Genomic DNA, 21,834 nt, shown 5'->3' with positions numbered 1-21,834 from the left:
CGCTCACTCACTCGCGGACCGCGGGCTCCACTCCGGCCAGGTCCGGGCCGAGGCCGATGTCGACCAGGCGCAGACGGCCCGCGTAGGAGTCGCCCGGAGGCAGCAGCAGACCGGCCTTGATCGCGCCGAAGGCGACCGTCACATCGGCGCGCAGCACGGTGGGATCGGGGACCGACCCGTCGTCGGGATGGATGCCGCTCGGCAGGTCGACCGCGACGACCACCGGGCGCTCGGCCCGCCGCTCCAGCGCGTCGAGCACCGCCTCGACGACGACGCGCGGCCGCCCCCGCAGCGCGGGCTCCGTCGCTCCGATGCCGAGGATCCCGTCGACCAGGACGTCCGCCCGCGCCACCGCCGCGGCGAGGCCGGGCGCGTCGTCGGCCGGCACCTGCCCGCAGCCCTCGTCGAGCGCCACGGCGAGGCCCCGGCGGTGCACCCGCTCGGCCGTGAGGACGAGGACGACGTCGGTTCCGGAGGAGGAGAGCTCGGCGGCCGCGTAGAGCGCGTCACCGCCGTTGTCGCCCGGACCGACCAGGACGAGCACCGAGGCCGGACGGGAGCGGTCGGAGCGCCCGGCGAGCACGAGACGCAGCTCGCGGGCGAGGCCGTCGGCGGCGCGCTGCATCAGCGGCTCCCGCCGGGCCAGGTGCGGAGCCTCGGCGGCCCGCACCTGCGCGGACGTGTATCCCTCGACCATGCGCTCCACTGTGCGCGCGGCGCTGCGGGCGTGCAACCCCGTCAGCTCTCCTGCACCGCCCGGTCCGACTCCTCGACGATCGCCCGCATCGCGGCCTCCGCAGCGTCCGCGTCGCCCGAGGCGACGGCGGCGGCCACCGCCCGGTGCAGCCGCACCGCGGTGGAGTCGGCCTCGCGCGGCATGAGCGCATTGCGGGTGCGGCCAGCGAGGACCTCGGCGACCAGATCGCCCAGCTGCGCGAGCATCCGGTTGCCGGACGCGGCCAGGAGGGAGCGGTGGAAGGCGGTGTCGGCGGCGAGGTAGGCGGACTGGTCGGCTGCGCGGGAGTGGGTGGAGAGGGCGTCGCCCGCCTCCGTGAGCGTCCGCCGCTGCTCCTCGGTCGCGTTCGCCGCGGCGAGCCGGGCCGCGAGCGGCTCCACCCCGAGTCGGAGCTCGCTGAGCTGGTGCAGCTGGCGCCGCCGGTCCGGGCCGTCCAGTCCCCATGCGACGACCCGCGTGTCCAGGGCGTTCCAGCACTCCGGAGGCTGGACCCGCGTCCCCGCGCGGCGGCGGGACGTCACGAGCCCGAGCGTCTCGAGGACGCGCACCGCCTCCCGCATCACCGAGCGGGAGACCCCGCGCCGCTCCGCACGCTCGTCGGCGCTGAAGGTGGTGCCCGGCGCGAGCTCGCCGCGCACGATCTGCGAGCCGAGCTCGTCCAGCACCGAGTGGTGCAGCGAGGGCGTCGGCGCGGGCATGCGGTCATCCTGCCATCGCCGGAGTCGCGCCCCGGCCGATCTTCGGGCATGATCGGGACACACGCAGGTTATGTCGGACAAAAGCCGGCCGCTGGCCGTCGGCTCGACCAAGGACGCTCATGACACCGACCCTCCTCTCCGCCCTCCGCGCCGCCGCCGGGGACGCCCCCGCCACCACCGCCGGGCAGGGGCAGTTGATCCTCGCCGCCGTCGTCGGCATCGCCGTGATCGTCGTGCTGATCACCTGGCTGAAGCTGCACCCCTTCGTCTCCCTGCTGATCGGAGCGCTGACGACGGGCCTGATCGCGGGGCTGGCGGCGGCGGACGCGGTCGCCAGCTTCGCGCTGGGGTTCGGCAACACCATGGGCGGCGTCGGCATCCTCATCGGCCTCGGCGCGATGTACGGCAAGCTCCTCGCCGACTCGGGCGGCGCGGACCGCATCGTGGACACCCTCATCGCCCGCTCGAGCACTCGCGCGCTGCCCTGGATGATGGGCTTCGTCGGCGCGCTGATCGGGCTGCCGATGTTCTTCGAGGTCGGGCTCGTGCTGCTGATCCCGGTCGTGATCCTGGTCGCCCGCCGGAGCGGTCTGCCGCTGATGAAGGTGGCGATCCCGACGCTCGCCGGCCTCTCGGTGATGCACGGCCTCGTCCCGCCCCACCCCGGACCGCTGGTCGCGATCGACGCGCTCGGCGCGAACCTCGGCGTGACCCTCGCGTTCGGCGTCCTGGTCGCGATCCCCACCGTCGTCGTCGCCGGCCCGCTCTTCGGCCGGGTCGCCGCCCGCTGGGCGCCGGTGGAGACGCCGCCGCTCTTCGGCGAGGGCGCGGGCGAGACGCGCGAGCACCGCCCGGGCTTCGCCGCCGCCGTCGCGAGCATCCTGCTGCCGGTCGTGCTGATGCTGGGCAAGGCGATCGCCGACATCGCGGCCCCCGGATCCACGGACGCCTGGAAGGGCGCCCTCGACTTCCTCGGCACACCGACCATCGCGCTGGGGATCGCGCTTCTGGCCGGTCTGGTCCTGCTCGGACGCGGCGGCCGGATGAACCGCACCGAGCTGCAGGCCTCGCTCTCGAGCTCGCTGCCGCCGATCGCGGGCATCCTGCTCATCGTCGGCGCGGGCGGCGGTTTCAAGCAGGTCCTCGTCGACACCGGGATCGGCGGGGTGGTCGCCCAGCTCGCGGAGGGGAGCGGCGCCTCGGCGCTGCTGCTCGCCTGGCTCGTGGCCGTCGTGATCCGCGTCGCCACCGGCTCCGCGACCGTCGCCACCGTGACCGCCGCAGGGATCCTCCAGCCGCTGACCGAGACCATGGACGGGCCGATGGTCGCCCTCATGGTGCTCGCGATCGGCGCCGGCTCGGTGTTCCTGTCGCACGTCAACGACGCCGGGTTCTGGCTGGTGAAGGAGTACCTCGGGCTCAGCATCGGCCAGACGCTCAAGACCTGGACCGTGATGGAGTGCCTGGTCTCGGTGACCGGGCTCGCCGGGGTCCTCCTGATCGGTCTCTTCGTAGGAGGTATCTGATGACCGCTCTTCCCACCGTCCCCGTCCGCGCCGTCGTCGTCATGGGCGTCTCCGGCAGCGGCAAGTCGACCGTCGCGTCGCTCCTGGCGCGCCGACTCGGCTGGGAGTTCCTCGAGGGGGACGACCTGCACCCGCAGGCGAACGTCGACAAGATGCACGCCGGCATCCCGCTGACCGACGAGGACCGGGCGCCCTGGCTTGCCGAGATCGCCCGCGTGGTGGACCAGCGGATCGCCGCGGGCGGCTCGGTCGTCGTGACCTGCTCGGCCCTGCGCCGCCGCTACCGCGACGTCCTGCGCCGCGACGACCTCGTCTTCGCGCACCTCGCGGGATCGAGGGACCGTATCGCCGGGCGGCTCGCCTCGCGGGTCGGCCACTTCATGCCGACCACGCTGCTCGACTCGCAGTTCGAGGCGCTCGAGCCCCTCGGCGACGACGAGCTCCACGTCACGGTCGACGTGGGCGGCGCTCCGGAGGAGGAGATCGCCGAGATCCTCGGGGGGCTCGGCCTCGCGTCCGCGGGCGCCTAGAGCAGCAGCGACTCCACCGGCACGGCCGGGAGGTCGAAGGCCGCGGCGACGGCGGTGTTCGTCACCCGGCCGTCGTGGGTGCTCAGGCCGCGGGCGAGCGCCGGGTCGGCGGCCAGGGCGGCCCGCCACCCGCGGTCGGCCAGCGCGAGCGCGTAGGGGAGCGTCGCGTTGGTGAGCGCGCGGGTCGAGGTCTCGGGAACGGCGCCGGGCATGTTCGCGACGCAGTAGTAGACGCTCCGGTGCACGGGGAACACCGGGTCGTCGTGCGTGGTCGGACGCGAGCCCTCGAAGCAGCCGCCCTGGTCGATCGCGATGTCGACCAGCACCGAGCCCGGCTTCATCGTGGCGACCATCTCGTCGGTCACCAGCTTGGGCGCCTTGGCGCCCGGGATGAGGACGGATCCGATCACGAGGTCGGCGTCGGCCAGCTGCGCGGCGATCTCGTAGGCCGAGGAGGCGCGGGTCTGGATCGCGCCCTGGAAGCGGTTCTCGAGCTGCGCGAGGCGGGGGAGCGAGAGGTCGACGATCGTGACGTCGGCCCCCATGCCGAGGGCGTTGGCCGCGGCGTGCTCGCCGGCCGTGCCGCCGCCGATCACGACGACCTTCGCCTTCGGAGTGCCGGGGACTCCGCCGAGCAGCGTGCCCCGTCCGCCGACGGCGCTCATGAGGTGGTACGCGCCGACCGTGATCGACAGGCGCCCGGCGACCTCGCTCATCGGCGAGAGCAGCGGCAGCCGCCGGTCGTCCAGCTGGACCGTCTCGTAGGCGATGGAGGTCGTCCCGGCGGCGAGCAGCGCATCGGTGCACGGGCGGGAGGCGGCGAGGTGGAGGTAGGTGAAGAGCACCTGGTCGCGGCGCATCCGCGGGTACTCGGCCTCGATCGGCTCCTTGACCTTGAGGACCAGCTCGGATTCGCCCCAGACCTCATCGGGCCCGTCGACGACGCGGGCGCCGGCGCGGCGGAAGTCGCTGTCCGACACGCGGGAGCCCAGGCCCGCGCCGGCCTCGACCAGGACCTCGTGGCCGCGGCGCACCAGCTCGTGGACGCCGGCCGGAGTGGCGGCGACCCGGTTCTCGTTGTTCTTGATCTCGGTGGGGATCCCGACGCGCACGGCGGCTCCTTCGCTGCGGCCCGCGGGGCGGGCGGTGGGCGCCGATCCTGCACCGGCTCTGCCCCCATCGTGCGAAGATCGTGCCCGGAGCGGAGGAACTCCGCAGGATCGGTCGGAAGTCACCGCACGGGCCGAAGGTTCGTCGGCGGAGTGAGGGAGCGGGCGCATGCCACCGAAGGATCTGCACGACCTCGACGACCTGGATCCGGTCGACCGGACCCTGGTGCGCCTCCTCCGCGCCGACGCGCGGACGCCCAACAGCCGGCTCGCCGAGCGCGCCGGCATCGCCCCGTCGACCTGCGTCGCACGCGTCCGGGGCCTCGTCGAGCGCGGCGTCATCACCGGCTTCACCGCCGAGCTCGACCCGGCGGCGCTCGGCCTGACCCTGCAGGCGCTGATCAGCGTCAGCATCCGTGTCGGCCAGCGCCAGGCGATCACGCGCTTCGCGGAGGAGATCCGCGCGCTGCCCGAGGTGGTCCAGGTGTTCTTCCTCGGCGGGTCGGAGGACTTCATCATCCACGTCGCGGTCCGCGACTCCAGCGACGTGCGGGACTTCGTGGTCTCGAACCTCTCGGCGAACCCGGCGGTGGCCTCGACGCGCACGAGCCTGGTGTTCGACCACCACCGCAAGGGCCCGGCGGTCCCCGAGTAGCGCGAGCCGGCGCGGGCCCGAGCGGCCGCTCGGCCCGCGCCCGTCCCTCGGGGCTAGTGCGCCCCGGGGTTCACGTCGCCGCCCCCGCGCTGCATGAGGCCGGGGATGCGCTTGGCGAGCCCCGGGATCGCCTCGTCCGAGATCGAGATCCGCGTGTCGCGCAGGCGCTGGCGCAGCAGGGTCTCGACGTCCTCCTCCGGTCGCAGCTCGGCGTCGCCGGCGACCTGCAGCAGCACGCCGCGCAGCTTCTCGTCGAGCTGCGCGTCGTCGCTGCCGTGCTGGATCGGGTGGTCCTGGGATGCGTTCGTCATGCCTCCATGCTGGCACCGGCGACCCCGAGCCGAGAGGACTTGCGCCGCGGCAGGATGGTCGCATGCCGTTCACCCGCGCCGAGCTCGCAGCGTTCCAGGACCGCACCGTCGAGGACCTGCTGGGCGACGACGTCCGGCTCCTCTTCGTCGGCATCAACCCGGGGCTGTGGACCGCCGCCACCGGCGCGCACTTCGCCCACCCCGGCAACCGCTTCTACCCGGCGCTCGTCGCGGCCGGGATCCTCGAGCGCGCGCCGCGCGTGTCCGAGGGGATGAGCGCCGCGGACCGCGCGGAGCTCGTCTCCCGCGGCGTCGGCATCACCAATCTCGCCTCCCGGGCGACCGCCCGTGCCGACGAGCTGACCGCGGAGGAGCTGCGCGAGGGCGCTCAGCGGCTGGTCGCCACCGTGGAGCGGGTGCGGCCCCGGGCCGTCGCGGTCGTCGGCATCACCGCCTACCGGATCGCGTTCGGACGCCGCAGGGCGGTGCAGGGCAGGCAGGAGGAGGACGTGGCGGGCGCGCCGCTCTGGGTGCTGCCGAACCCGAGCGGCCTGAACGCGCACGACACCGTCGCCTCGCTCGGGCGCGCCTACCGCGAGCCGGCGCTCGAGGCGGGGATCGTCTCTTCCGACGCGCTCCTGCCCGGGGACGTCGGACCCCGCCCGCAGGAATAGCCGTCGACCTCCGGAGGTTGCAGAAGTCCATGAGTATGCATGAAGTCAAGTTCGGCGTCGACACGTTCGGCGACGTCACCGCCGGCCCGGACGGCGCCCCGCTGCCGCACGGCCAGGTCCTCCGCGACGTGGTCGAGGAGGGAGTCCTGGCCGACCGCGTCGGCATCGACTTCTTCGGGATCGGCGAGCACCACCGCGCCGACTTCGCCGTGAGCGCACCGGACGTCGTGCTCGCCGCCATCGCGGCCCGCACCGAGCGCATCCACCTCGGCTCCGCCGTGACGGTCCTCTCCTCGGACGACCCGGTGCGCGTCTACCAGCGCTTCGCCACCCTCGACGGACTCTCCGGCGGCCGGGCCGAGGTCATCCTCGGCCGCGGCTCCTTCACCGAGTCCTTCCCGCTCTTCGGCTACGACCTCGCGCAGTACGAGGTCCTCTTCGAGGAGAAGCTCGACCTCTTCCACGCCCTGATCCAGGGCGGCCCGGTCACCTGGCAGGGCACGACCCGCCCCGCGCTCACCGAGCAGAGCGTCTACCCGACCCTCGACAACGGCACCCTCCGCACCTGGATCGGCGTCGGCGGCAGCCCCGAGTCGGTCGTCCGCGCCGCCCGGTACGGCTTCCCGCTCGTCCTGGCGATCATCGGCGGCTCGCCGGCCCGCTTCCGCCCCTACGTCGACCTCTTCGGCCGCGCGCTCGACCAGCTCGAGCAGCCCCGCCTCCCGGTCGCCGTGCACTCGCCCGGCTTCGTCGCCGACACCGACGAGGAGGCGCGCGAGCTGTACTTCCCGCACCACAAGGCGATGATGGACGCCATCGGCCGCGAGCGCGGCTGGTCCCCGATGACCCGCGAGCGCTTCGAGGAGGAGGCCGGCCCCGACGGCGCCATCCACCTCGGCTCGCCCGAGACGGTCGCCCGGAAGATCGCGCGAACGGTCGAGGCCCTGGGCATCGACCGCTTCGACCTCAAGTACAGCGCCGGGACGCTGCCGCACCCGGCGATCATGCGCAACATCGAGCTCTACGGCACGCAGGTCATCCCGCGGGTGCGCGAGCTGCTCGCGCACTGACCCCCGCCGGGCGCCCGTTCCCCCGCTGGGCGCTCGGCGCGTTCCGAGCCGACGCGGTGCGCGCTCCCACCGGGCGCCCGGCCCGCGTCGATACACTCGGAACCCCCCGCCCCGACCCTCCCGGAAGCACATGCCCGACAGCCACGCCGCCCGCACCCCCTACGAGGTGCTGGGCGTCGCCGCCACCGCGTCCGACGACGAGCTCCGCCGGGCGTACCGGCTCCGCCTCCGCGAGACCCATCCGGACACGGGAGGCGACGCCGCATCGTTCCACGCGGTGCAGCTCGCCTGGGAGCGGATCGGCAGCGCCTCCGCCCGCGGCGACTACGACCGAGGCGCTCCCGCCCCCGGGAGGTCCTCCCCGCAGTCGCCGTACACCGGCTCACCGCGCCCGCAGACCGCCTCGGCCGTGCGCGCCCGCTCCTACGGTCACCCGGGAGGCGCAGCGCGCGAGTACTACCTGCGCCTGGTGCGCGAGTGGCTCGGCCGCGGCGTCGAGACCGAGGACCCCTTCGACCCGGCGATCGTCCGCTCCGCTCCTCGCGAGGTCCGCTCCTGGCTCGCGAAGGCTCAGGCCGAGGAGGCGACGGCCGCGCTCGTCGGCGCGCTCGGCATCGCCTACACGATCTGGAACGACGTCGCGGTCGGCGACGGCGGGCTCAAGATCGACCACCTCGTGCTCGGGCCGGCCGGCCTGCTCGCGCTGACCTCCGCCGACTGGGGCGACCCGGTCCGCCTGAGGAAGGGCGAGCTCGAGGGCCCCGGGATCGCCGAGGACGAGAAGCCGATCGCCTCGCTCGCGAAGGCCGCGCGCCGTCTCGGCCGCGAGCTGGGCGTCCGGTTCTCGACGAGCGTCGTGGTCGTGCCGGACGACGCGCTGGAGCAGCCGTTCGAGCAGGTCGAGCGCGGCAGGCACCAGGGCGCCGTCGTCATCCGCCGCTCGCTGCTGCCGCAGCTGCTGCGCTCCGGCACGGACGACCCGCGGCTCGGCGGGTACGGCGAGTCGTTCGAGGTCCGCACCCGGGTGCAGAACCGCATCCGCTTCGTCTGACGCCGCGCTAGCCGCCGCTCGCGACCGGGGCAAGGGGTTAGCGCGCATCCGGCGCCCCGCCCACCATGGGACGTGCCCCCGGGCATCCACGACGAGCGGAACGAGGACGGACGATGGTGCGATTCGGATACACCCTGATGACCGAGCAGAGCGGACCCAAGCAGCTGGTGGGCTACGCGGTCGACGCCGAGAGGCTCGGCTTCGAGTTCGCGGTCTCGAGCGACCACTACTCGCCGTGGCTGACCGAGCAGGGGCACGCCTCCTACGCCTGGACGCTGCTCGGAGCGGTCGCGCAGGCCACGTCGACCATCGACCTCACGACCTACGTCACCGCGCCGACCATCCGCTACCACCCGGCCGTGGTGGCGCAGAAGGCCGCGACGCTCGCGATCCTCTCCGACGACCGCTTCACGCTCGGCCTCGGCTCGGGCGAGAACCTCAACGAGCACGTCGTCGGCGAGGGCTGGCCCTCGGTCGCCGTGCGCCAGGACATGCTCGAGGAGGCCGTCCACCTCATCCGCGAGCTGCACACCGGCGAGCTGGTGACCTGGGAGGGCGAGTACTTCCGCGTCGACTCCGCCCGCATCTGGGACCTGCCGGACACGCCGGTCGAGATCGGCCTGGCGGTCTCGGGGGAGAAGTCGATCGCCCGCTTCGCGCCGATCGGCGACCACCTCATCACGACCGAGCCCGACGCGGAGCTGATCTCGCAGTGGACCGCGGTCCGCGGTGCGGACGCCGCCCCCTCGCGCACGATCGGCCAGATCCCGATCTGCTGGGCGCCGGACAAGGAGCAGGGAGTGGCGCTGGCCCACGAGCAGTTCCGCTGGTTCGCCGGCGGCTGGGCGGTCAACTCCGATCTGCCGACCCCCGCCGGCTTCGCCGGAGCGAGCCAGTTCGTGCGCCCGGAGGACGTCGCCGAGCAGATCGCCTGCGGCCCCGACCTCGACGAGCTCGCCCAGAGCTTCGTGCCCTACATCGAGGCGGGCTTCACCGACATCGCCCTCGTCCAGGTCGGCGACGAGCTGCAGCAGCGGTTCCTCGACGAGGCGGCGGAGGGGCTCCTGGAGCGCCTGCGCGCGCTCGCCCCCTGAGGCCGCTGCCGGGTCGCGCGGTCAGAATCCGCGGAGGCGCTCGATGTCGCGCCGGTCGCGCTTCGTCGGGCGGCCCGCTCCGCGGTCACGGACGATCACGCCCGGCGCGGACTCCCGGGGTGGCGGCGGGGGTGTCCGGTCCTCCGTGCACTCGGCGGCCACCGGCGCACCGACCCGCTTGACCACGAGTCCGCGGACGATCAGCTCCCGGTCGAAGCCGCCGATCCGGGCGCGGACCTCATCGCCCACCCGCACGGTCTGCGCCGCCTTGGCCCGCTCGCCGTTGACGCGGATGTGGCCGGCCCGGGCCGCGGTCGTCGCGGCGGAGCGCGTCTTGTAGATGCGCACCGCCCAGAGCCACGCGTCCACCCGCACGGCACCGGTCACCGGGATCTGCATCCCCCCAGTCTACGAACGGCGCCCGCTCGCCACCCACCCCGCGGTCCTACACTGGCCGCCGACAAGGAGGTTCCCATGAACCGAGACGACAGCATCTACACCGGAGCGGACGACGCGCTGCGGAGCGGCGACGACCGCATGGTCGCGGCGAACGACAGCTCCGGAGCCGGCGGAACCCGCGGCGACGTCGGCATGAGCACGACGAGCGGCGAGGGCACCGGGGTCCCCACCCGCGGCGCGCCTCCGCAGAGCGGATCCCCGTCCGAGCTGCGCCCCACCGGCTTCCCGCACGCGGGCCTGGAGTTCTCGCTCGTCCCGTCCGGGCACGAGGAGTGGCGGATCGAGCACCCGGGCGGTCGCACCGTCGGCGTCCTCGCCGTCATCTCGCACGCGGGCGAGGAGTCGGAGGCCGTGTTCGTCACGCGCCGCGTCGGCTCCGAGGACGCCGTGGCCGAGGGCACCGACTGGCGCGGCATCGTCTCGGCCGTGATCAACGACGAGGCGGCGGACGAGCGCGATCCGGTCCAGCTCGACCCCACCGTCGAGCACGTCCGCGGCGGACTGATCAGCCGCGGCCCCGCGGACGTCGACGGCCTCTCCTGAGCCCTCTTCTCCTCCGGGACGCCGTCCGCGCTCAGCGCGGGGCGTCCCACGGAGAGGATCGGAGTCTCAGCGGGCGAGCAGCGCGGCGTTGATCCGGGCCGAGAGGTCGGCGTCGACGCGGCGGTCGGTCCCGTCGACGGCGCGGACGGGAGCGGCGTTGCGCGCGCTCGAGACCAGCCACGCCGCGTCCGCCGCCTCCAGATCGCCCGAGCGCAGCGGACGCACCGCCGTCCCGAGGCCGAGGCCCGGCGCGAGCGCGAACAGGTCGGCCTGCGTGGTGCCGGGCAGCAGCCCGAGGCTCGGCGGAGGAGTCACGAGCTCCCCGCCCGTCAGCAGCAGGAGGTTCGAGGTCGGCCCCTCGAGCAGGTAGCCGTCGCTCGACACGAACAGGGCGTCGTCGGCACCGCGCCGGGCGGCCTCCCGCGCGGCCGCACGGTTCACCGCGTACGAGAGCGTCTTCGCGCCGGCGAGCAGCCAGGGGGACGTCGACTGCACGTCCGAGCGCAGCCCGCGGTCCAGGAGCACCACGCGCACGCCGTCGCGCCGGGCCGGGCCGAAGTCCGGGCTGGTCTGCACGAAGACGACGCCGGTGGGCCGCCCGCCGCCCTCGACGCCGCGGGTCAGGATCGTCTTCACCATCGCCTCGGCGACGGGCGGGTGCGCGGCCACCGCCGCTCCGATCGCCTCGAGCCAGGCGGCCCGGTCCGGCCGGGGCAGGTCGAGCATCCGGGCCGAGCGCTCGAAGCGGTCCAGGTGCGCGTCGAGCGCCTGCAGCCGTCCGTCGACCAGGTTGATCGTCTCGAACACGCCGTCGCCGCGGGTGAAGCCGAGGTCGGTGACGTCCAGATCGCCGCGCCCGCTCGGATCGATGCGGTGCGCGGGTCCTCCCGGCGAGTGCGCCTCGGCGTCGAGGGAGGGTCGGTCGAGGACGACGAGGGTCTCAGCGGGCATGGGCGGTGCGGTCCTTCCGGGAGCGGCGGCGGGGGGAGAAGCGGAGCAGCGCGATCGTCAGCAGGGCGCCGATCAGGGAGCCGCTGCCGTTCGAGACGAGGTCCTGCACGTCGGAGACGCGGGTCGGCAGCCACAGCAGCTGCGCTGTCTCGACGGCCGCCGACACGGCGAGCCCGATGACGGCGGCCCACAGGCGGCGACCCGCCGGCAGCTGCGCGGCGATCAGCGCACCGAGCGGCACGAAGAGCAGCACGTTCGCGGTGAACTCCGCCACGTCGAAGTCGAACCAGCCGGTGAGCGGCGTGGAAGCGAGGAAGGCGATGATCCCGCGGATCAGCGCGTTGGGCTCCCCGGCCGGGTAGGGCGCGGGCGTCAGCGTGATCAGGGCGATCAGCGCGAGCCAGGCGAGCGTCGCGAGGCGGAGGGGTCTCGAGCGGCGCATCGTCCGATTCTGCCAGCCCGTCGGGGTCGGGCGCGGCGGGCGCGGTGTGGGAGGCTGGAGGGCATGACCAGCGAGGACCCCGGCGCGGACGCCGTGCTCCCGCGCCACCCCTTCGACGCGTCGCTCGGCGACGGCTGGGTCGAGATCGGCGACGGACGCCGCTTCTGGGGGCGCTTCGGCGCCGCCGGCCTCCTCCTGCGCGATCCGTCGGGACGCGTCCTGCTCCAGCACCGCGTCAGCTGGAGCCACTTCGGCGACACCTGGGGGCTGCCCGGCGGCGCCCGTCACCCCGAGGAGACGGCCTTCGAGGCGGCCCTCCGGGAGTCGGAGGAGGAGGCGGGCGTCCCCGCCGACCTGATCCTGCCCGTGCTCTCCAGCGTCGTCGTGATCGGACCGTGGAGCTACTCCACCGTCCTGGCCGAGTCCCGCGAGCACTTCACTCCCCGCATCAGCGACGCCGAGAGCACCGAGCTGCGCTGGGTCGCCCCCGACGAGGTCGACTCCCTGCCGCTGCACCCGGGCTTCGGAGCGGCCTGGCCGGGTCTGCGCGCGCTCGGCTCCTCGATCCCGGTGCTCGTCGTGGACGCCGCCAACGTGGTCGGCTCACGCCCCGACGGCTGGTGGCGCGACCGCGCCGGCGCCGCGGAGCGCCTCCTCGCCTCCCTGGCCCGCCTCGCGGAGGCCGGCGTCCCCGGCCGTCTCCTGGGGATCGACGCCGACACGGTCTGGCCGCGCATCGCCGTGGTGCTCGAGGGAGTGGCGCGCGCCGCCCGTCCGGAGGCGGGCGCTCTCACGGAGCGGCTGACGGTCCACGCGGCCGACGGCTCGGGCGACGACGCGATCGTCGAGCTGGTCGGCGCGCTCGAGACCGCGGTCGTCGTGACGGCCGACCGGGGGCTGGCCGCCCTCGTCGAGGCGCTCGGGGCCGCCGTGGTCGGTCCGCGGTCGCTGCTCGACCTCCTCGATCCCGCCCGGGAATAGGCCGCGGGGGCACCCGGTTGCATCCCCCATGGCTACGACTGCGATGACCCTCGACTCCCACGACCAGACGATCGCCGACGGCATCGTCCTCATCGACTTCTGGGCCGACTGGTGCGGCCCGTGCAAGCAGTTCGCTCCGGTCTTCGAGGCCACGAGCGAGAAGAACGCCGACATCACCTTCGCGAAGGTCGACACGGAGGACCAGCAGCAGCTCGCCGCGAGCTACGGCATCTCCTCCATCCCCACCCTCGTGGTGTACCGCGACGGCATCCCGCTAATGGCTCAGCCCGGCGCCCTGCCCGCCCCCGCGCTCGACAACCTGATCGAGCAGGTCCGCGGCCTCGACATGGTCGAGGTGCGCCGCCAGTACGAGGAGGCGAAGGCCGCTCAGGAGGCCGGCGCCGCCCCGCAGGCCTGATCCGCCCGTCGCCTCGACCCGCTCCGCAGGCGGGAGGCGCCCGCAGACGCACGAGAACCCCCGGCAGCCGTGAGGCCGCCGGGGGTTCCGTCGTTCCGAGCCGGGATCAGCCGGTGTTCTGCAGCCCCGCCGCGACTCCGTTGACCGCGAGCAGGAGCAGCCGCTGGTTCTGCTCCGTCCCGGATCCGCCCGGGTCGGTGCGGAGCGCCTTCAGTGCGCGCAGCTGCAAAAGCGAGAGCGCGTTGACGTACGGGGTGCGCAGGCGCACGGCACGGCCGAGCACGCGGTGGCCCGTGAGCAGGCTCTCCTCGCCGGTGATCGAGAGCACCCACCGGCGGGTGAGCGCCATCTCGTCGAGCACGAGTCCGGCGAGGTCGTCGCGGGAGTCGAGGGCGAGGTACCGGCGGGCGATGCCCTCGTCGGTCTTCGCGAGCGACATCTCGACGTTGTCGACCATCGTCGTGAACAGCGGCCAGGAGGCGTAGGCCTCGCGGAGCAGGTCGAGGTCGCCGACGGCCTCGAGCGCGCTGCCCAGCCCGAACCAGCCGGTCAGGTTGACGCGGGCCTGGGTCCAGGCGAAGACCCACGGGATCGCTCGCAGGTCCTCGAGCGACTCGACGGAGAGGCCGCGGCGGGCCGGACGCGAGCCGAGGGCGAGCAGGCCCACCTCCTCCTGGGGGGTGACCCGGGCGAACCACGGCGCGAAGCCGTCGGCCTTCACGAGCTCGAAGAAGCGGCGGCGCGACTCGCGGTCCATCGTCGCCGCCACCTCGGCGAAGCGCTCCGCGGCGCCCGCGTTGCGCTCGCCCACCGCGGGGGAGGAGGCGAGCAGCGTCGCTCCCGCCACCTGCTCGATGTGCCGGGTGGCGATGTCCGGGTTGCCGTAGCGGGCGAAGATGACCTCGCCCTGCTCCGTCAGCTTGAAGCGGCCGTCCACCGATCCGGGCGGCTGCGCGAGGACGGCCCGGTTGGCCGGCCCGCCGCCGCGGCCGAGCGCTCCGCCGCGCCCGTGGAACAGCGTGAGCACGATGCCCTCGTCGGCCGCCCACTGCGCGATGCGCGCCTGCGCGTCGTAGAGCGCGAGCGTCGCCGAGACCGGTCCGACGTCCTTCGACGAGTCGGAGTAGCCGAGCATCACCTCGAGCCGGTTGCCGGTGGCCGCGAGGCGCGCCTGCACCTGGGGGAGGCGGATCATCTCGGCGAGGATGTCGGTCGAGGCGTCGAGGTCGGCGAAGGTCTCGAAGAGCGGGACCGCGTCGATGATCGGCGGCTTGCCGTCGGTCGCCGCCTCGGCCAGTTCGAAGACCGTCCGCAGGTCGTCGGCCGACTGCGTGAAGGAGACGATGTACCGCCTCGCCGCGTCGGTGCCGAAGCGCTCCTGGACCTTCGCGATCGCCCGGAACACCGACAGGACCTCGAGGCCGCGCTCGTCGAGCTCCTCGCCGGCGCGGATCGCGGCGATCGTCTCGCGGTGCACCTTCGAGTGCTGGCGCACCTCGATCTCGGCGAGGTGGAAGCCGAAGGTCTCGAGCTGCCAGACGAAGTCCTGGAGGTCGCCGTAGGCGGCGCGGACGTCCTCGGCCTCGACCAGGGACTCCTGGAGGGTGCGCAGCTCGGCCAGCAGCTCGGCGGCGGCGGAGTAGGCCAGCGGCCCCTCGGACCGGGTCGCGGCCAGGCGCTCGGCCGCGAAGAGCAGGACGCGGCGGTGCGCCTCGTTGGGCGAGCGCTCGGCGATGTCGGCGGCGAGCTCGGGAGCCCGCTCGACGCAGGAGGCCCAGAGCGCCTCGACGGCGGCCGACGGGGGAGTGGTCGACGCGTCGAGGGTCAGCGCGCGGCCCACGCGGCGGGCGACCCGCTCGAGGCCCATGAGGACGTGCTCGGAGGCGATGTCCACCGCAGCGAGGGTCGTCTCGGCGGTGACGAAGGGATTGCCGTCGCGGTCGCCGCCGATCCAGGTGCCCAGGCGGACGAAGGCCGGTGCGACCGGAGCCCGGGTGCCCGAGCCCTCGCCGAGCAGAGCGTCGTCGAGGCGGCGGTAGACGCGGGGGAGCACCGAGAACAGCGACTCGTCGAAGACGCTCATCGCGGTGCGCACCTCGTCGAGGGGAGTGGGCTTGGACTCGCGCAGCGGAGCGGTGCGCCACAGCGTGTCGACCTCGGCCAGCAGCTTGCGGCGGATCTCCACCAGCACGACGCCGCCCATGCGCGGGTCGTCGCGCTGCTCGAGCAGGTCGCTGATGCGGCGGATGGTCGAGGCCACTGCGCGGCGGCGCGCCTCGGTCGGGTGCGCCGTGAGGACCGGGCGGAACTCCAGTCGGGACAGGCGCGCGAACGCCTCGTCCTCCCCGAGCTCCCCGGTCAGCCGGCGCATAGAGGCGAGGATCGAGTCCTCGGGCGACTGCGCGCCGGCGTCGGCCTCGCGCCGGCGCAGCACGCGGACGCGGTGGAACTCCTCCGCCACGTTGACGAGGTGGAAGTAGCAGGTGAACGCCCGGGCGACCTCCTCGGCGCGCTCGAGCGTGAGCGAGGCGACGAACTCCTCCGCCTCCGCGGTCCCGGCGGCGTCGCCGCTGTCGTAGGCGCTGATCGTGAGCGCGCGCAGGCGCTCCACGTCCTCGTAGAGGGAGGGCTCGCCCGACTCGCGGAGCACCTGGCCGAGCAGCTCGCCCAGCAGGTGGACGTCGGCGCGGATCCTCTCGTCGAGCGGAGGCGCGGTCGTCCCGTCGGCGGAGGAGGGGGCGGTGGCGGAGGCGGGTGCTGCGGTCGCGGCGGACGCGTCGGAGAACGGATGCACGGGAGAGACCTTAGCGGCGGTGCGTATCGAGCACATGACGCCTGCGTCACGATCCGAACTGGAATGATCGAGGGGTGACCGTGACAACCGCACCCCCCGCTCCCGCCGTCCAGACCGAGCAGGCGGCACCCCATGTCGTCGTGCTGTTCGGCGCCGTCGGCGACCTGGCCCGGCGCAAGCTCATCCCGGGGATGGCCCACCTCGCGCTCTCCTCCCTCGCACCGGACCTGCAGATCGTCGGCACCTCGCTCGAGGAGCACGACGACGCCTCGTTCCGCGCCTTCGCGAAGCTGGCCTACGACGAGTTCGGGAGCCGCTCCCTGACGCCGGCGCAGTGGGACGAGTTCGCGTCCAAGCTCCGCTACGTCCCGCAGTCCGCCGGTCCGGCCGCGCTGGCCGCCGCCGTGACCGACGCCGAGGCGGTCCTCGGCCCGGACGTGAGCCGGCTGCACTACCTCAGCGTCCCGCCCAGGGCAGCTCTCTCCGTCGTGCGGATGCTCGCCGAGGCCGGGCTGGTCGAGCGCTCGCGGATCATCATGGAGAAGCCGTTCGGCGTCGACCTCGAGAGCGCGGTCGTCCTCAACGCGGAGCTCCACGAGACCTTCAGCGAGGAGCAGATCTTCCGGATCGACCACTTCCTCGGCAAGGAGCCGGCGCAGAACATCCTCGCCTTCCGCTTCGCCAACGGCCTCTTCGAGCCCATCTGGAACCGCAACTTCATCGATCACGTCCAGATCGACATCCCCGAGCGCCTCACGCTCGACCGTCGCGCCGAGTTCTACGAGTCCACCGGCGCGTACAAGGACATGGTCGTCACCCACCTCTTCCAGGTGCTGGCGTTCATGGCGATGGAGCCGCCGACCGCGCTGGAGCCCCAGGCCATCAGCGAGGAGAAGAACAAGGTCTTCCGCTCGATGCGTCCGCTGAACCCCGAGAACGTGGTGCGCGGCCAGTACATCGGCTACCGCGACGAGCCGGGCGTCGCCGCCGACTCCGAGACCGACACCTTCGTCGCGCTGAAGTGCGAGATCGACAACTGGCGCTGGGCGGGAGTGCCGTTCTACCTCCGCACCGGCAAGCGGATGGCCGAGGGCCAGCGCATCATCTCGATCGCGTTCCGCGAGCCCCCGAAGAGCATGTTCCCGCAGGGCTCCGGAGTCGGTGCCCACGGCCCGGACCACCTCACCTTCGACCTGGCGGACGCCTCGAAGGTCTCGCTCTCGTTCTACGGGAAGCGCCCCGGTCCCGGCATGCGGCTCGACAAGCTGAGCATGCAGTTCGCGCTCCAGGAGACCGACCGCGCGGGCGACGCGCTCGAGGCCTACGAGCGCCTGATCCTCGACGCGATGCGCGGAGACCACACGCTGTTCACCACCGCGGAGGGCATCGAGCGGCTCTGGGAGGTCTCCGCGCCGCTCCTGCAGGATCCGCCGCCCGTCCGTCTCTACGCGCCCGGCTCCTGGGGGCCGAACGCGATCCACCAGCTGATCGCGCCGCACGCCTGGCGCCTGCCGTTCGAGCGGGTCTGGCGCGACAAGCGCTGACCACGCCGCCGTGCGCCCCGCCTAGGCTGGGCGCATGGCGCGCACCGGTGAGGACCGGATCTGGACGGTCCCGAACGTCCTCAGCATGGTGCGTCTCGCGCTGGTGCCGGTGTTCCTCGTGCTCGTGGTCCTCGGCGAGGACGCGCTCGCGCTCCTGACCCTCGTCGTCTCGAGCCTCACCGACTACCTCGACGGCTGGATCGCGCGCCGCTTCGACCAGATGACGCGCCTCGGCCGCGTCCTCGATCCGGCCGCCGACCGCCTCTACATCTTCGCCACCGTCCTGGGCCTCGCGGCCCGCGGACTGGTGCCCTGGTGGCTGGTCGCCGTGCTGCTCGCCCGCGACCTGATGCTCGTGGTCCTGGCGGTCGTCCTGGCGAACAACGGCTACGGACCGCTTCCCGTGCACCACCTGGGGAAATTCGCGACCTTCTGCCTCTTCTACGCGCTCCCGCTGATCATGCTGGGGCAGGCGTTCCCTGCCCTCGCGCCCGCCTCGCTCCCCATCGCCTGGGCCTTCGCGCTGTGGGGCGCGTTCCTCTACTGGTGGGCCGGGATCGTCTACGCCGTCCAGACGCGGGACCTCGTCCTGGGGGTCCGCACAGGTGCTCAGGGGTCCGACGAGGGTCACGATTCGGATACGCTGACCTGATAGGAGGTACGTCTTGGTCGAGCCCATCGGTGGAGCATCATCCGCCCAGCACAATTCCGTTCCCGGTGAGCCGTCGACGGAGACGACTCTGACGTTCACCGACGACATCGGCGCCCAGCTCGCCGCTCTCGACAACCGCGCGTCCCGCGAGGAGGCCGAGGCCGTCGGGGCTCTGCCCTCGGGATCCGCGCTGCTGGTCGTGCGCCGCGGACCGAACACCGGCGCCCGCTTCCTCCTCGACACCGACTCCACGACGGTCGGCCGTCACCCCGACGCGGGCATCTTCCTCGACGACGTCACGGTCTCGCGCCGGCACGCCGAGTTCGTCCGCCGCGGCACGGCGTTCGAGGTCCACGACCTCGGCTCCCTGAACGGCACCTACTTCGACGGGGTCCGGATCGAGTCCGCGATCCTCACCGACGGCTCCGAGGTGCAGGTCGGCAAGTTCCGACTCACCTTCTACGCGTCCCGCGCCGACCTCGTCGCCGCTCCGGACGCGTGAGCCGTGGGCCGCTCCTCCGCGCGCGCCCTCCCCACCGGCTCCGCCGCTCTGCTGAGCATCGGGCAGGTGCTGGCCAGGCTGACCAGTGAGTTCCCGGACGTCACCCCGTCCAAGCTGCGCTTCCTCGAGGAGCAGGGGCTCGTCTCGCCGGCCCGCACCGACTCCGGCTACCGCAAGTTCTCGGGCTCCGACGTCGAGCGGCTCCGGATGATCCTCGCTCTGCAGCGCGACCACTACCTCCCCCTCAAGGTCATCCGCGGATACCTCGACGACATCGACGCCGGACGCGAGCCCGCCCTGCCGGCCGGTGTCGGGGGTCCGAGCGCCTCGCTCCTCGGCCCCGCCACGCGGTTGACCCGCGAGGGCCTCGCGGCCGAGTCCGGTGCCACGCCCGCTCTCGTCCAGGAGGCCATCGCCGCCGGGCTCGTGCGGGGCGGGGACGTGTTCGGGGACGAGGCCGTGACGACGCTCAAGGCGCTCGTCGACCTCGGCCGATCCGGTATCGAGCCCCGCCATCTCCGACCGCTCCGCGTCGCCGTCGAGCGCGAGATGTCGCTCATCGAGAGCGTCGTCGCCTCCAGCGCCCGCCGCGGAGAGGCGTCCGGCTCCGCCGGCGCTGCCGAGAACGCGGTGGGGCTCGCGACCCAGCTGGGCACGATCCGCGGGGCGATGGTGCGCAGCGCCCTCTCGCGGATCGCCCGCTCGTGAGGGCCGCGCCGCCGGCCGTCGGGCGGCCCGTGCGACACGCCGCGGCGCCGAGGCCGATGTCGTTTACTCGGCCTGCGCCGGTCGGTACGGTAGGGAGCGCGTTCGGAGGATCCGGCGTCCGGATCCGAGAGGCACAGGGATGAGAGAAGTCAGCCGCGACGTCAGCGGCCAGCGCGACCTCGTCCTGTTCACCGACGGACTGCCCGAGCTCGACGCCGACGCGGGCTACCGCGGGGCCGTCGCGGCGCGCGCCGCGGGGATCACCTACCGGCAGCTCGACTACTGGGCGCGGACCGAGCTCGTCGAGCCCACCGTGCGCGGCGCGTCCGGCTCCGGAACGCAGCGCCTCTACGGCTTCCGCGACATCCTCGTGCTGAAGCTGGTCAAGCGCCTGCTCGACACCGGGATCTCGCTCCAGCAAATCCGCACGGCGGTCAACCAGCTCCGCGAGTCCGGGGTCGACGACCTCGCGCAGACGACCCTGATGAGCGACGGCGCGAGCGTCTACCTCTGCACCTCGAACGACGAGGTCATCGACCTGCTCAGCCGCGGCCAGGGCGTCTTCGGCATCGCCGTCGGCAAGGTCCTCCGCGAAGTCGAGTCGAGCCTCGTCGAGCTCGACCATCAGTCGGTCGACCCGGGCGACGAGCTCGCCCAGCGCCGCGCCTCCCGCCGCGTCGGCTGACCGCCCACCCCTCGCGGGTCGGCCGCGGCCCCGGGGACTCCGGGGTCTCCTCCGCGCGCTCAGCTGATCAGGAGCGGACCTGCCTGCAGCCGTGCTGAGCGGGCAACGGGCGGCACCCGAGTCTCACCGAGCTGGTCGAATGGCGGGCCCCGCCCGCGTGATCCGTCCGCCGGACGCGAGCTCCCCGCCGATCACGCCCGCTAGCATGCGGGTCCGATGACGGGCTCCGTCCGTGTCCCGCCCTGCGGATCCGACGATGGGCTCCGCCCGCGCATCGAGAGTCCGCGCTGAACTCCGACGCCGAGCGTCCGCCGGCGCCGTCCCTGGCACTCCTCGGGCACCGAGCATCGCCCGCGTCCCGAGACCTCGAGCCGGAGGAGTCCGACGGACCCACCGGCCCTAGGTCGCGGCGGGGACCTGCTCGCCGATGCGACCGGTGCGGATCACGCGGTCGAGCAGCAGGTCGAAGTTGTGCGCCATCTCCTGAGCGCTCTCCCCGGGCCAGACGTGCACGGGCTTCGCCGCGCCCTGCGCCTGCTGGAGGGAGGTGCGCTCCGGGAGCTGCGGGCTGAGCACGAGCGGTCCGAACATGTCGCGCAGCTCCTTGATCCGGAACTGGTGCTCCAGCGACTGGACGCGGGCGCGGTTGACGATGATGCCCAGCGGCTGGAGGCGCGGGCTGAGTCCGCGGCGGATCTCCTCGATCGCCCGGAGCGCCCGGTCGGCGGCGGCCACCGAGAACAGGCCCGGCTCCGTGACGACGGCGACGCGGTCGCTCGCGGCCCAGGCCGTGCGGGTCAGGGCGTTGAGCGAGGGGGCGCAGTCGATCAGCACGAGGTCGTAGTCGGCCTCGACGCTCGCGAGGGCCTCCTCGAGCTTCCAGATGTCGCGGATGCTGGGGTGCGGCCCGTCGAAGTTGATCGCGGAGGGGCTTCCGATCAGCACGTCGATCGTGCCGTGGTGCTCCTTGGTCCAGCCGGAGGGGGCGATCGCCGAGCGGACGATCTTCTCCTTCGGCGACGTCAGGACGTCGGCGATGTTGAGGTGGCCGGCGACGTTGATGTCCATTCCGGTCGACACGTCGGACTGGGGATCGAGGTCGACGACCAGCGTTCGCAGGCCCTTCGAGAACGCCGCGGATGCAAGGCCGAGCGTCACCGTGGTCTTGCCGACGCCGCCCTTGAGGGAGCTCACGCTGAGTACATGCATGGCTGACTACTTTACGTTCCTCCGGGCGGCAGAACCTAACCGTTCGCTGCACGCGCCGTCCGCGCCGCCTCCGGAAGCGGGCCGCACTAGCAGTCGGAGCGCGCTCCGACCAAGCCGCCCGGCGCGATCCGGGCCCGCCGGTACACTCGTCCTGAGCGGAAGGAGGCTCGTTCGCATGGATGAGCGCAACGACGAACAGCCCGACACCGACACCGGCACCGGTCCCACGCCGCGGACCGCCATGGACGCGGCTCGGGAATCGGGTCAGTACTCCCCGCGAGCGAGCGACACCGCTCCGACCCTCCTGCCCGACGGCGTGCGGATCACCCCGCCCGGCCCGCGGCGCCGCTCCACCGCCCCCGCTCCGGTCGAGGACGAGGACGCGATCGACGTCGGCCGCGCGGTTCACGACGTCGCGGACGGTCGCCCGCGTCTGCTTGGGGACGCGCTCGGCCAGGGTGCCGCGGTCGGGGTTCGCGTCGACCGCGATGA

Annotated in this window: 25 protein-coding genes; 16 read left to right on the top strand and 9 right to left on the bottom strand. The window is 73.5% G+C overall.

Features of this window, described 5'->3' with window-relative positions; genetic code table 11:
* Positions 1-7 precede the first annotated feature (7 nt).
* Positions 8-697, bottom strand: coding sequence for an NAD(P)H-hydrate epimerase (locus tag C5C74_RS05975; RefSeq protein WP_104225395.1), 690 nt, complete (start codon positions 695-697; stop codon positions 8-10).
* A gap of 41 nt (positions 698-738) precedes the next feature.
* Complete coding sequence (locus tag C5C74_RS05970) at positions 739-1,434, bottom strand: FadR/GntR family transcriptional regulator (protein ID WP_104318946.1); 696 nt, start codon at positions 1,432-1,434, stop codon at positions 739-741.
* 119 nt (positions 1,435-1,553) lie between these two features.
* Between C5C74_RS05970 and C5C74_RS05965 the strand changes: the two genes are divergently transcribed.
* Positions 1,554-2,960: a GntP family permease gene (locus C5C74_RS05965; protein WP_104351143.1), complete on the top strand. Its 1,407-nt coding sequence runs from the start codon at positions 1,554-1,556 to the stop codon at positions 2,958-2,960.
* The gene (locus C5C74_RS05960) at positions 2,960-3,490 is read left to right on the top strand and encodes a gluconokinase (protein ID WP_104222558.1); all 531 of its coding nucleotides are present in this window, start codon (positions 2,960-2,962) and stop codon (positions 3,488-3,490) included. Before C5C74_RS05965 ends, C5C74_RS05960 begins: the two co-directional genes overlap by 1 nt.
* Here the strand turns inward: C5C74_RS05960 and ald are convergent.
* Positions 3,487-4,602 (bottom strand): alanine dehydrogenase, encoded by a 1,116-nt coding sequence (gene ald / locus C5C74_RS05955; protein WP_104351142.1) that lies wholly within the window; start codon positions 4,600-4,602, stop codon positions 3,487-3,489. The genes C5C74_RS05960 and ald overlap by 4 nt on opposite strands.
* A gap of 166 nt (positions 4,603-4,768) precedes the next feature.
* Here ald and C5C74_RS05950 point away from each other — a divergent pair, with 166 nt between their 5' ends.
* Positions 4,769-5,254 carry an Lrp/AsnC family transcriptional regulator gene (locus tag C5C74_RS05950; protein ID WP_104222560.1) on the top strand — a complete coding sequence of 162 codons (486 nt, stop codon included), beginning with the start codon at positions 4,769-4,771 and terminating at the stop codon, positions 5,252-5,254.
* 53 nt (positions 5,255-5,307) lie between these two features.
* Here C5C74_RS05950 and C5C74_RS05945 read toward each other — a convergent pair whose 3' ends face one another.
* Positions 5,308-5,565, bottom strand: a complete 258-nt coding sequence (locus C5C74_RS05945; RefSeq protein WP_104222561.1) for a hypothetical protein — start codon at positions 5,563-5,565, stop codon at positions 5,308-5,310.
* 62 nt (positions 5,566-5,627) lie between these two features.
* On the opposite strand from C5C74_RS05945, the gene C5C74_RS05940 reads away from it, so the two are divergent.
* From C5C74_RS05940 to C5C74_RS05925, 4 genes are all read left to right on the top strand, one after another.
* Positions 5,628-6,239, top strand: a complete 612-nt coding sequence (locus tag C5C74_RS05940; RefSeq protein WP_104222562.1) for a mismatch-specific DNA-glycosylase — start codon at positions 5,628-5,630, stop codon at positions 6,237-6,239.
* Positions 6,240-6,274: 35 nt separating this feature from the next.
* Positions 6,275-7,309: an LLM class flavin-dependent oxidoreductase gene (locus C5C74_RS05935; protein WP_104225389.1), complete on the top strand. Its 1,035-nt coding sequence runs from the start codon at positions 6,275-6,277 to the stop codon at positions 7,307-7,309.
* A gap of 130 nt (positions 7,310-7,439) precedes the next feature.
* A complete protein-coding gene (locus C5C74_RS05930; protein WP_104222564.1) occupies positions 7,440-8,360 on the top strand; it encodes a J domain-containing protein in 921 nt (306 codons plus the stop codon).
* Between the two features lie 113 nt (positions 8,361-8,473).
* The gene (locus tag C5C74_RS05925; RefSeq protein ID WP_104222565.1) at positions 8,474-9,454 is read left to right on the top strand and encodes a TIGR03557 family F420-dependent LLM class oxidoreductase; all 981 of its coding nucleotides are present in this window, start codon (positions 8,474-8,476) and stop codon (positions 9,452-9,454) included.
* Between the two features lie 21 nt (positions 9,455-9,475).
* Here the strand turns inward: C5C74_RS05925 and C5C74_RS05920 are convergent, their stop codons facing one another.
* Entirely contained in the window at positions 9,476-9,853 is a 378-nt protein-coding gene (locus C5C74_RS05920; RefSeq protein WP_181134651.1) for an RNA-binding S4 domain-containing protein, read from the bottom strand.
* Positions 9,854-9,928: 75 nt separating this feature from the next.
* Between C5C74_RS05920 and C5C74_RS05915 the strand changes: the two genes are divergently transcribed.
* Positions 9,929-10,456: a hypothetical protein gene (locus tag C5C74_RS05915; protein ID WP_104225386.1), complete on the top strand. Its 528-nt coding sequence runs from the start codon at positions 9,929-9,931 to the stop codon at positions 10,454-10,456.
* Between the two features lie 66 nt (positions 10,457-10,522).
* On the opposite strand, the gene C5C74_RS05910 is transcribed toward C5C74_RS05915, so the two are convergent.
* Together C5C74_RS05910 and C5C74_RS05905 are read right to left on the bottom strand one after the other, a co-directional pair.
* The gene (locus C5C74_RS05910) at positions 10,523-11,407 is read right to left on the bottom strand and encodes an aminotransferase class IV (RefSeq protein ID WP_104351141.1); all 885 of its coding nucleotides are present in this window, start codon (positions 11,405-11,407) and stop codon (positions 10,523-10,525) included.
* A complete protein-coding gene (locus tag C5C74_RS05905) occupies positions 11,397-11,849 on the bottom strand; it encodes a VanZ family protein (protein WP_104222568.1) in 453 nt (150 codons plus the stop codon). The genes C5C74_RS05910 and C5C74_RS05905 overlap by 11 nt, the downstream gene beginning before the upstream one ends.
* 63 nt (positions 11,850-11,912) lie before the next feature.
* On the opposite strand from C5C74_RS05905, the gene C5C74_RS05900 reads away from it, so the two are divergent.
* Both C5C74_RS05900 and trxA read left to right on the top strand, forming a co-directional pair.
* On the top strand, positions 11,913-12,830 hold the full coding sequence (locus C5C74_RS05900; protein ID WP_104336003.1) for an NUDIX domain-containing protein: 918 nt from the start codon (positions 11,913-11,915) through the stop codon (positions 12,828-12,830).
* Between the two features lie 28 nt (positions 12,831-12,858).
* Positions 12,859-13,248 carry a thioredoxin gene (gene trxA, locus C5C74_RS05895; RefSeq protein WP_104225382.1) on the top strand — a complete coding sequence of 130 codons (390 nt, stop codon included), beginning with the start codon at positions 12,859-12,861 and terminating at the stop codon, positions 13,246-13,248.
* A gap of 106 nt (positions 13,249-13,354) precedes the next feature.
* Here trxA and C5C74_RS05890 read toward each other — a convergent pair whose 3' ends face one another.
* Positions 13,355-16,078: a phosphoenolpyruvate carboxylase gene (locus tag C5C74_RS05890; protein ID WP_104222571.1), complete on the bottom strand. Its 2,724-nt coding sequence runs from the start codon at positions 16,076-16,078 to the stop codon at positions 13,355-13,357.
* Between the two features lie 44 nt (positions 16,079-16,122).
* Between C5C74_RS05890 and zwf the strand changes: the two genes are divergently transcribed.
* The 5 genes from zwf to C5C74_RS05865 all read left to right on the top strand — a co-directional run bounded on the left by zwf (position 16,123) and on the right by C5C74_RS05865 (position 20,133).
* Positions 16,123-17,586, top strand: coding sequence for a glucose-6-phosphate dehydrogenase (zwf, locus tag C5C74_RS05885; protein WP_104225448.1), 1,464 nt, complete (start codon positions 16,123-16,125; stop codon positions 17,584-17,586).
* Positions 17,587-17,620: 34 nt separating this feature from the next.
* Positions 17,621-18,238: a CDP-alcohol phosphatidyltransferase family protein gene (locus C5C74_RS05880; RefSeq protein ID WP_104222572.1), complete on the top strand. Its 618-nt coding sequence runs from the start codon at positions 17,621-17,623 to the stop codon at positions 18,236-18,238.
* 13 nt (positions 18,239-18,251) lie between these two features.
* Positions 18,252-18,740: an FHA domain-containing protein gene (locus tag C5C74_RS05875; protein ID WP_374953496.1), complete on the top strand. Its 489-nt coding sequence runs from the start codon at positions 18,252-18,254 to the stop codon at positions 18,738-18,740.
* 3 nt (positions 18,741-18,743) lie between these two features.
* Complete coding sequence (locus C5C74_RS05870) at positions 18,744-19,448, top strand: MerR family transcriptional regulator (protein WP_104222574.1); 705 nt, start codon at positions 18,744-18,746, stop codon at positions 19,446-19,448.
* Between the two features lie 139 nt (positions 19,449-19,587).
* Positions 19,588-20,133, top strand: a complete 546-nt coding sequence (locus C5C74_RS05865; protein ID WP_104222575.1) for a MerR family transcriptional regulator — start codon at positions 19,588-19,590, stop codon at positions 20,131-20,133.
* Positions 20,134-20,532: 399 nt separating this feature from the next.
* On the opposite strand, the gene C5C74_RS05860 is transcribed toward C5C74_RS05865, so the two are convergent.
* Complete coding sequence (locus C5C74_RS05860) at positions 20,533-21,342, bottom strand: ParA family protein (protein WP_104222576.1); 810 nt, start codon at positions 21,340-21,342, stop codon at positions 20,533-20,535.
* A 175-nt stretch (positions 21,343-21,517) separates the two neighbouring features.
* Here C5C74_RS05860 and C5C74_RS05855 point away from each other — a divergent pair.
* On the top strand, positions 21,518-21,834 hold a 317-nt coding region (locus tag C5C74_RS05855), incomplete at its 3' end, for a hypothetical protein (protein ID WP_219813443.1).

Source organism: Rathayibacter sp. AY1E8 (assembly GCF_002931415.1).
GTDB lineage: Bacteria > Actinomycetota > Actinomycetes > Actinomycetales > Microbacteriaceae > Rathayibacter.
The sequence above is the reverse complement of the archived record's forward strand: the minus strand, read 5'-3'. Positions and strand labels throughout refer to the sequence as shown.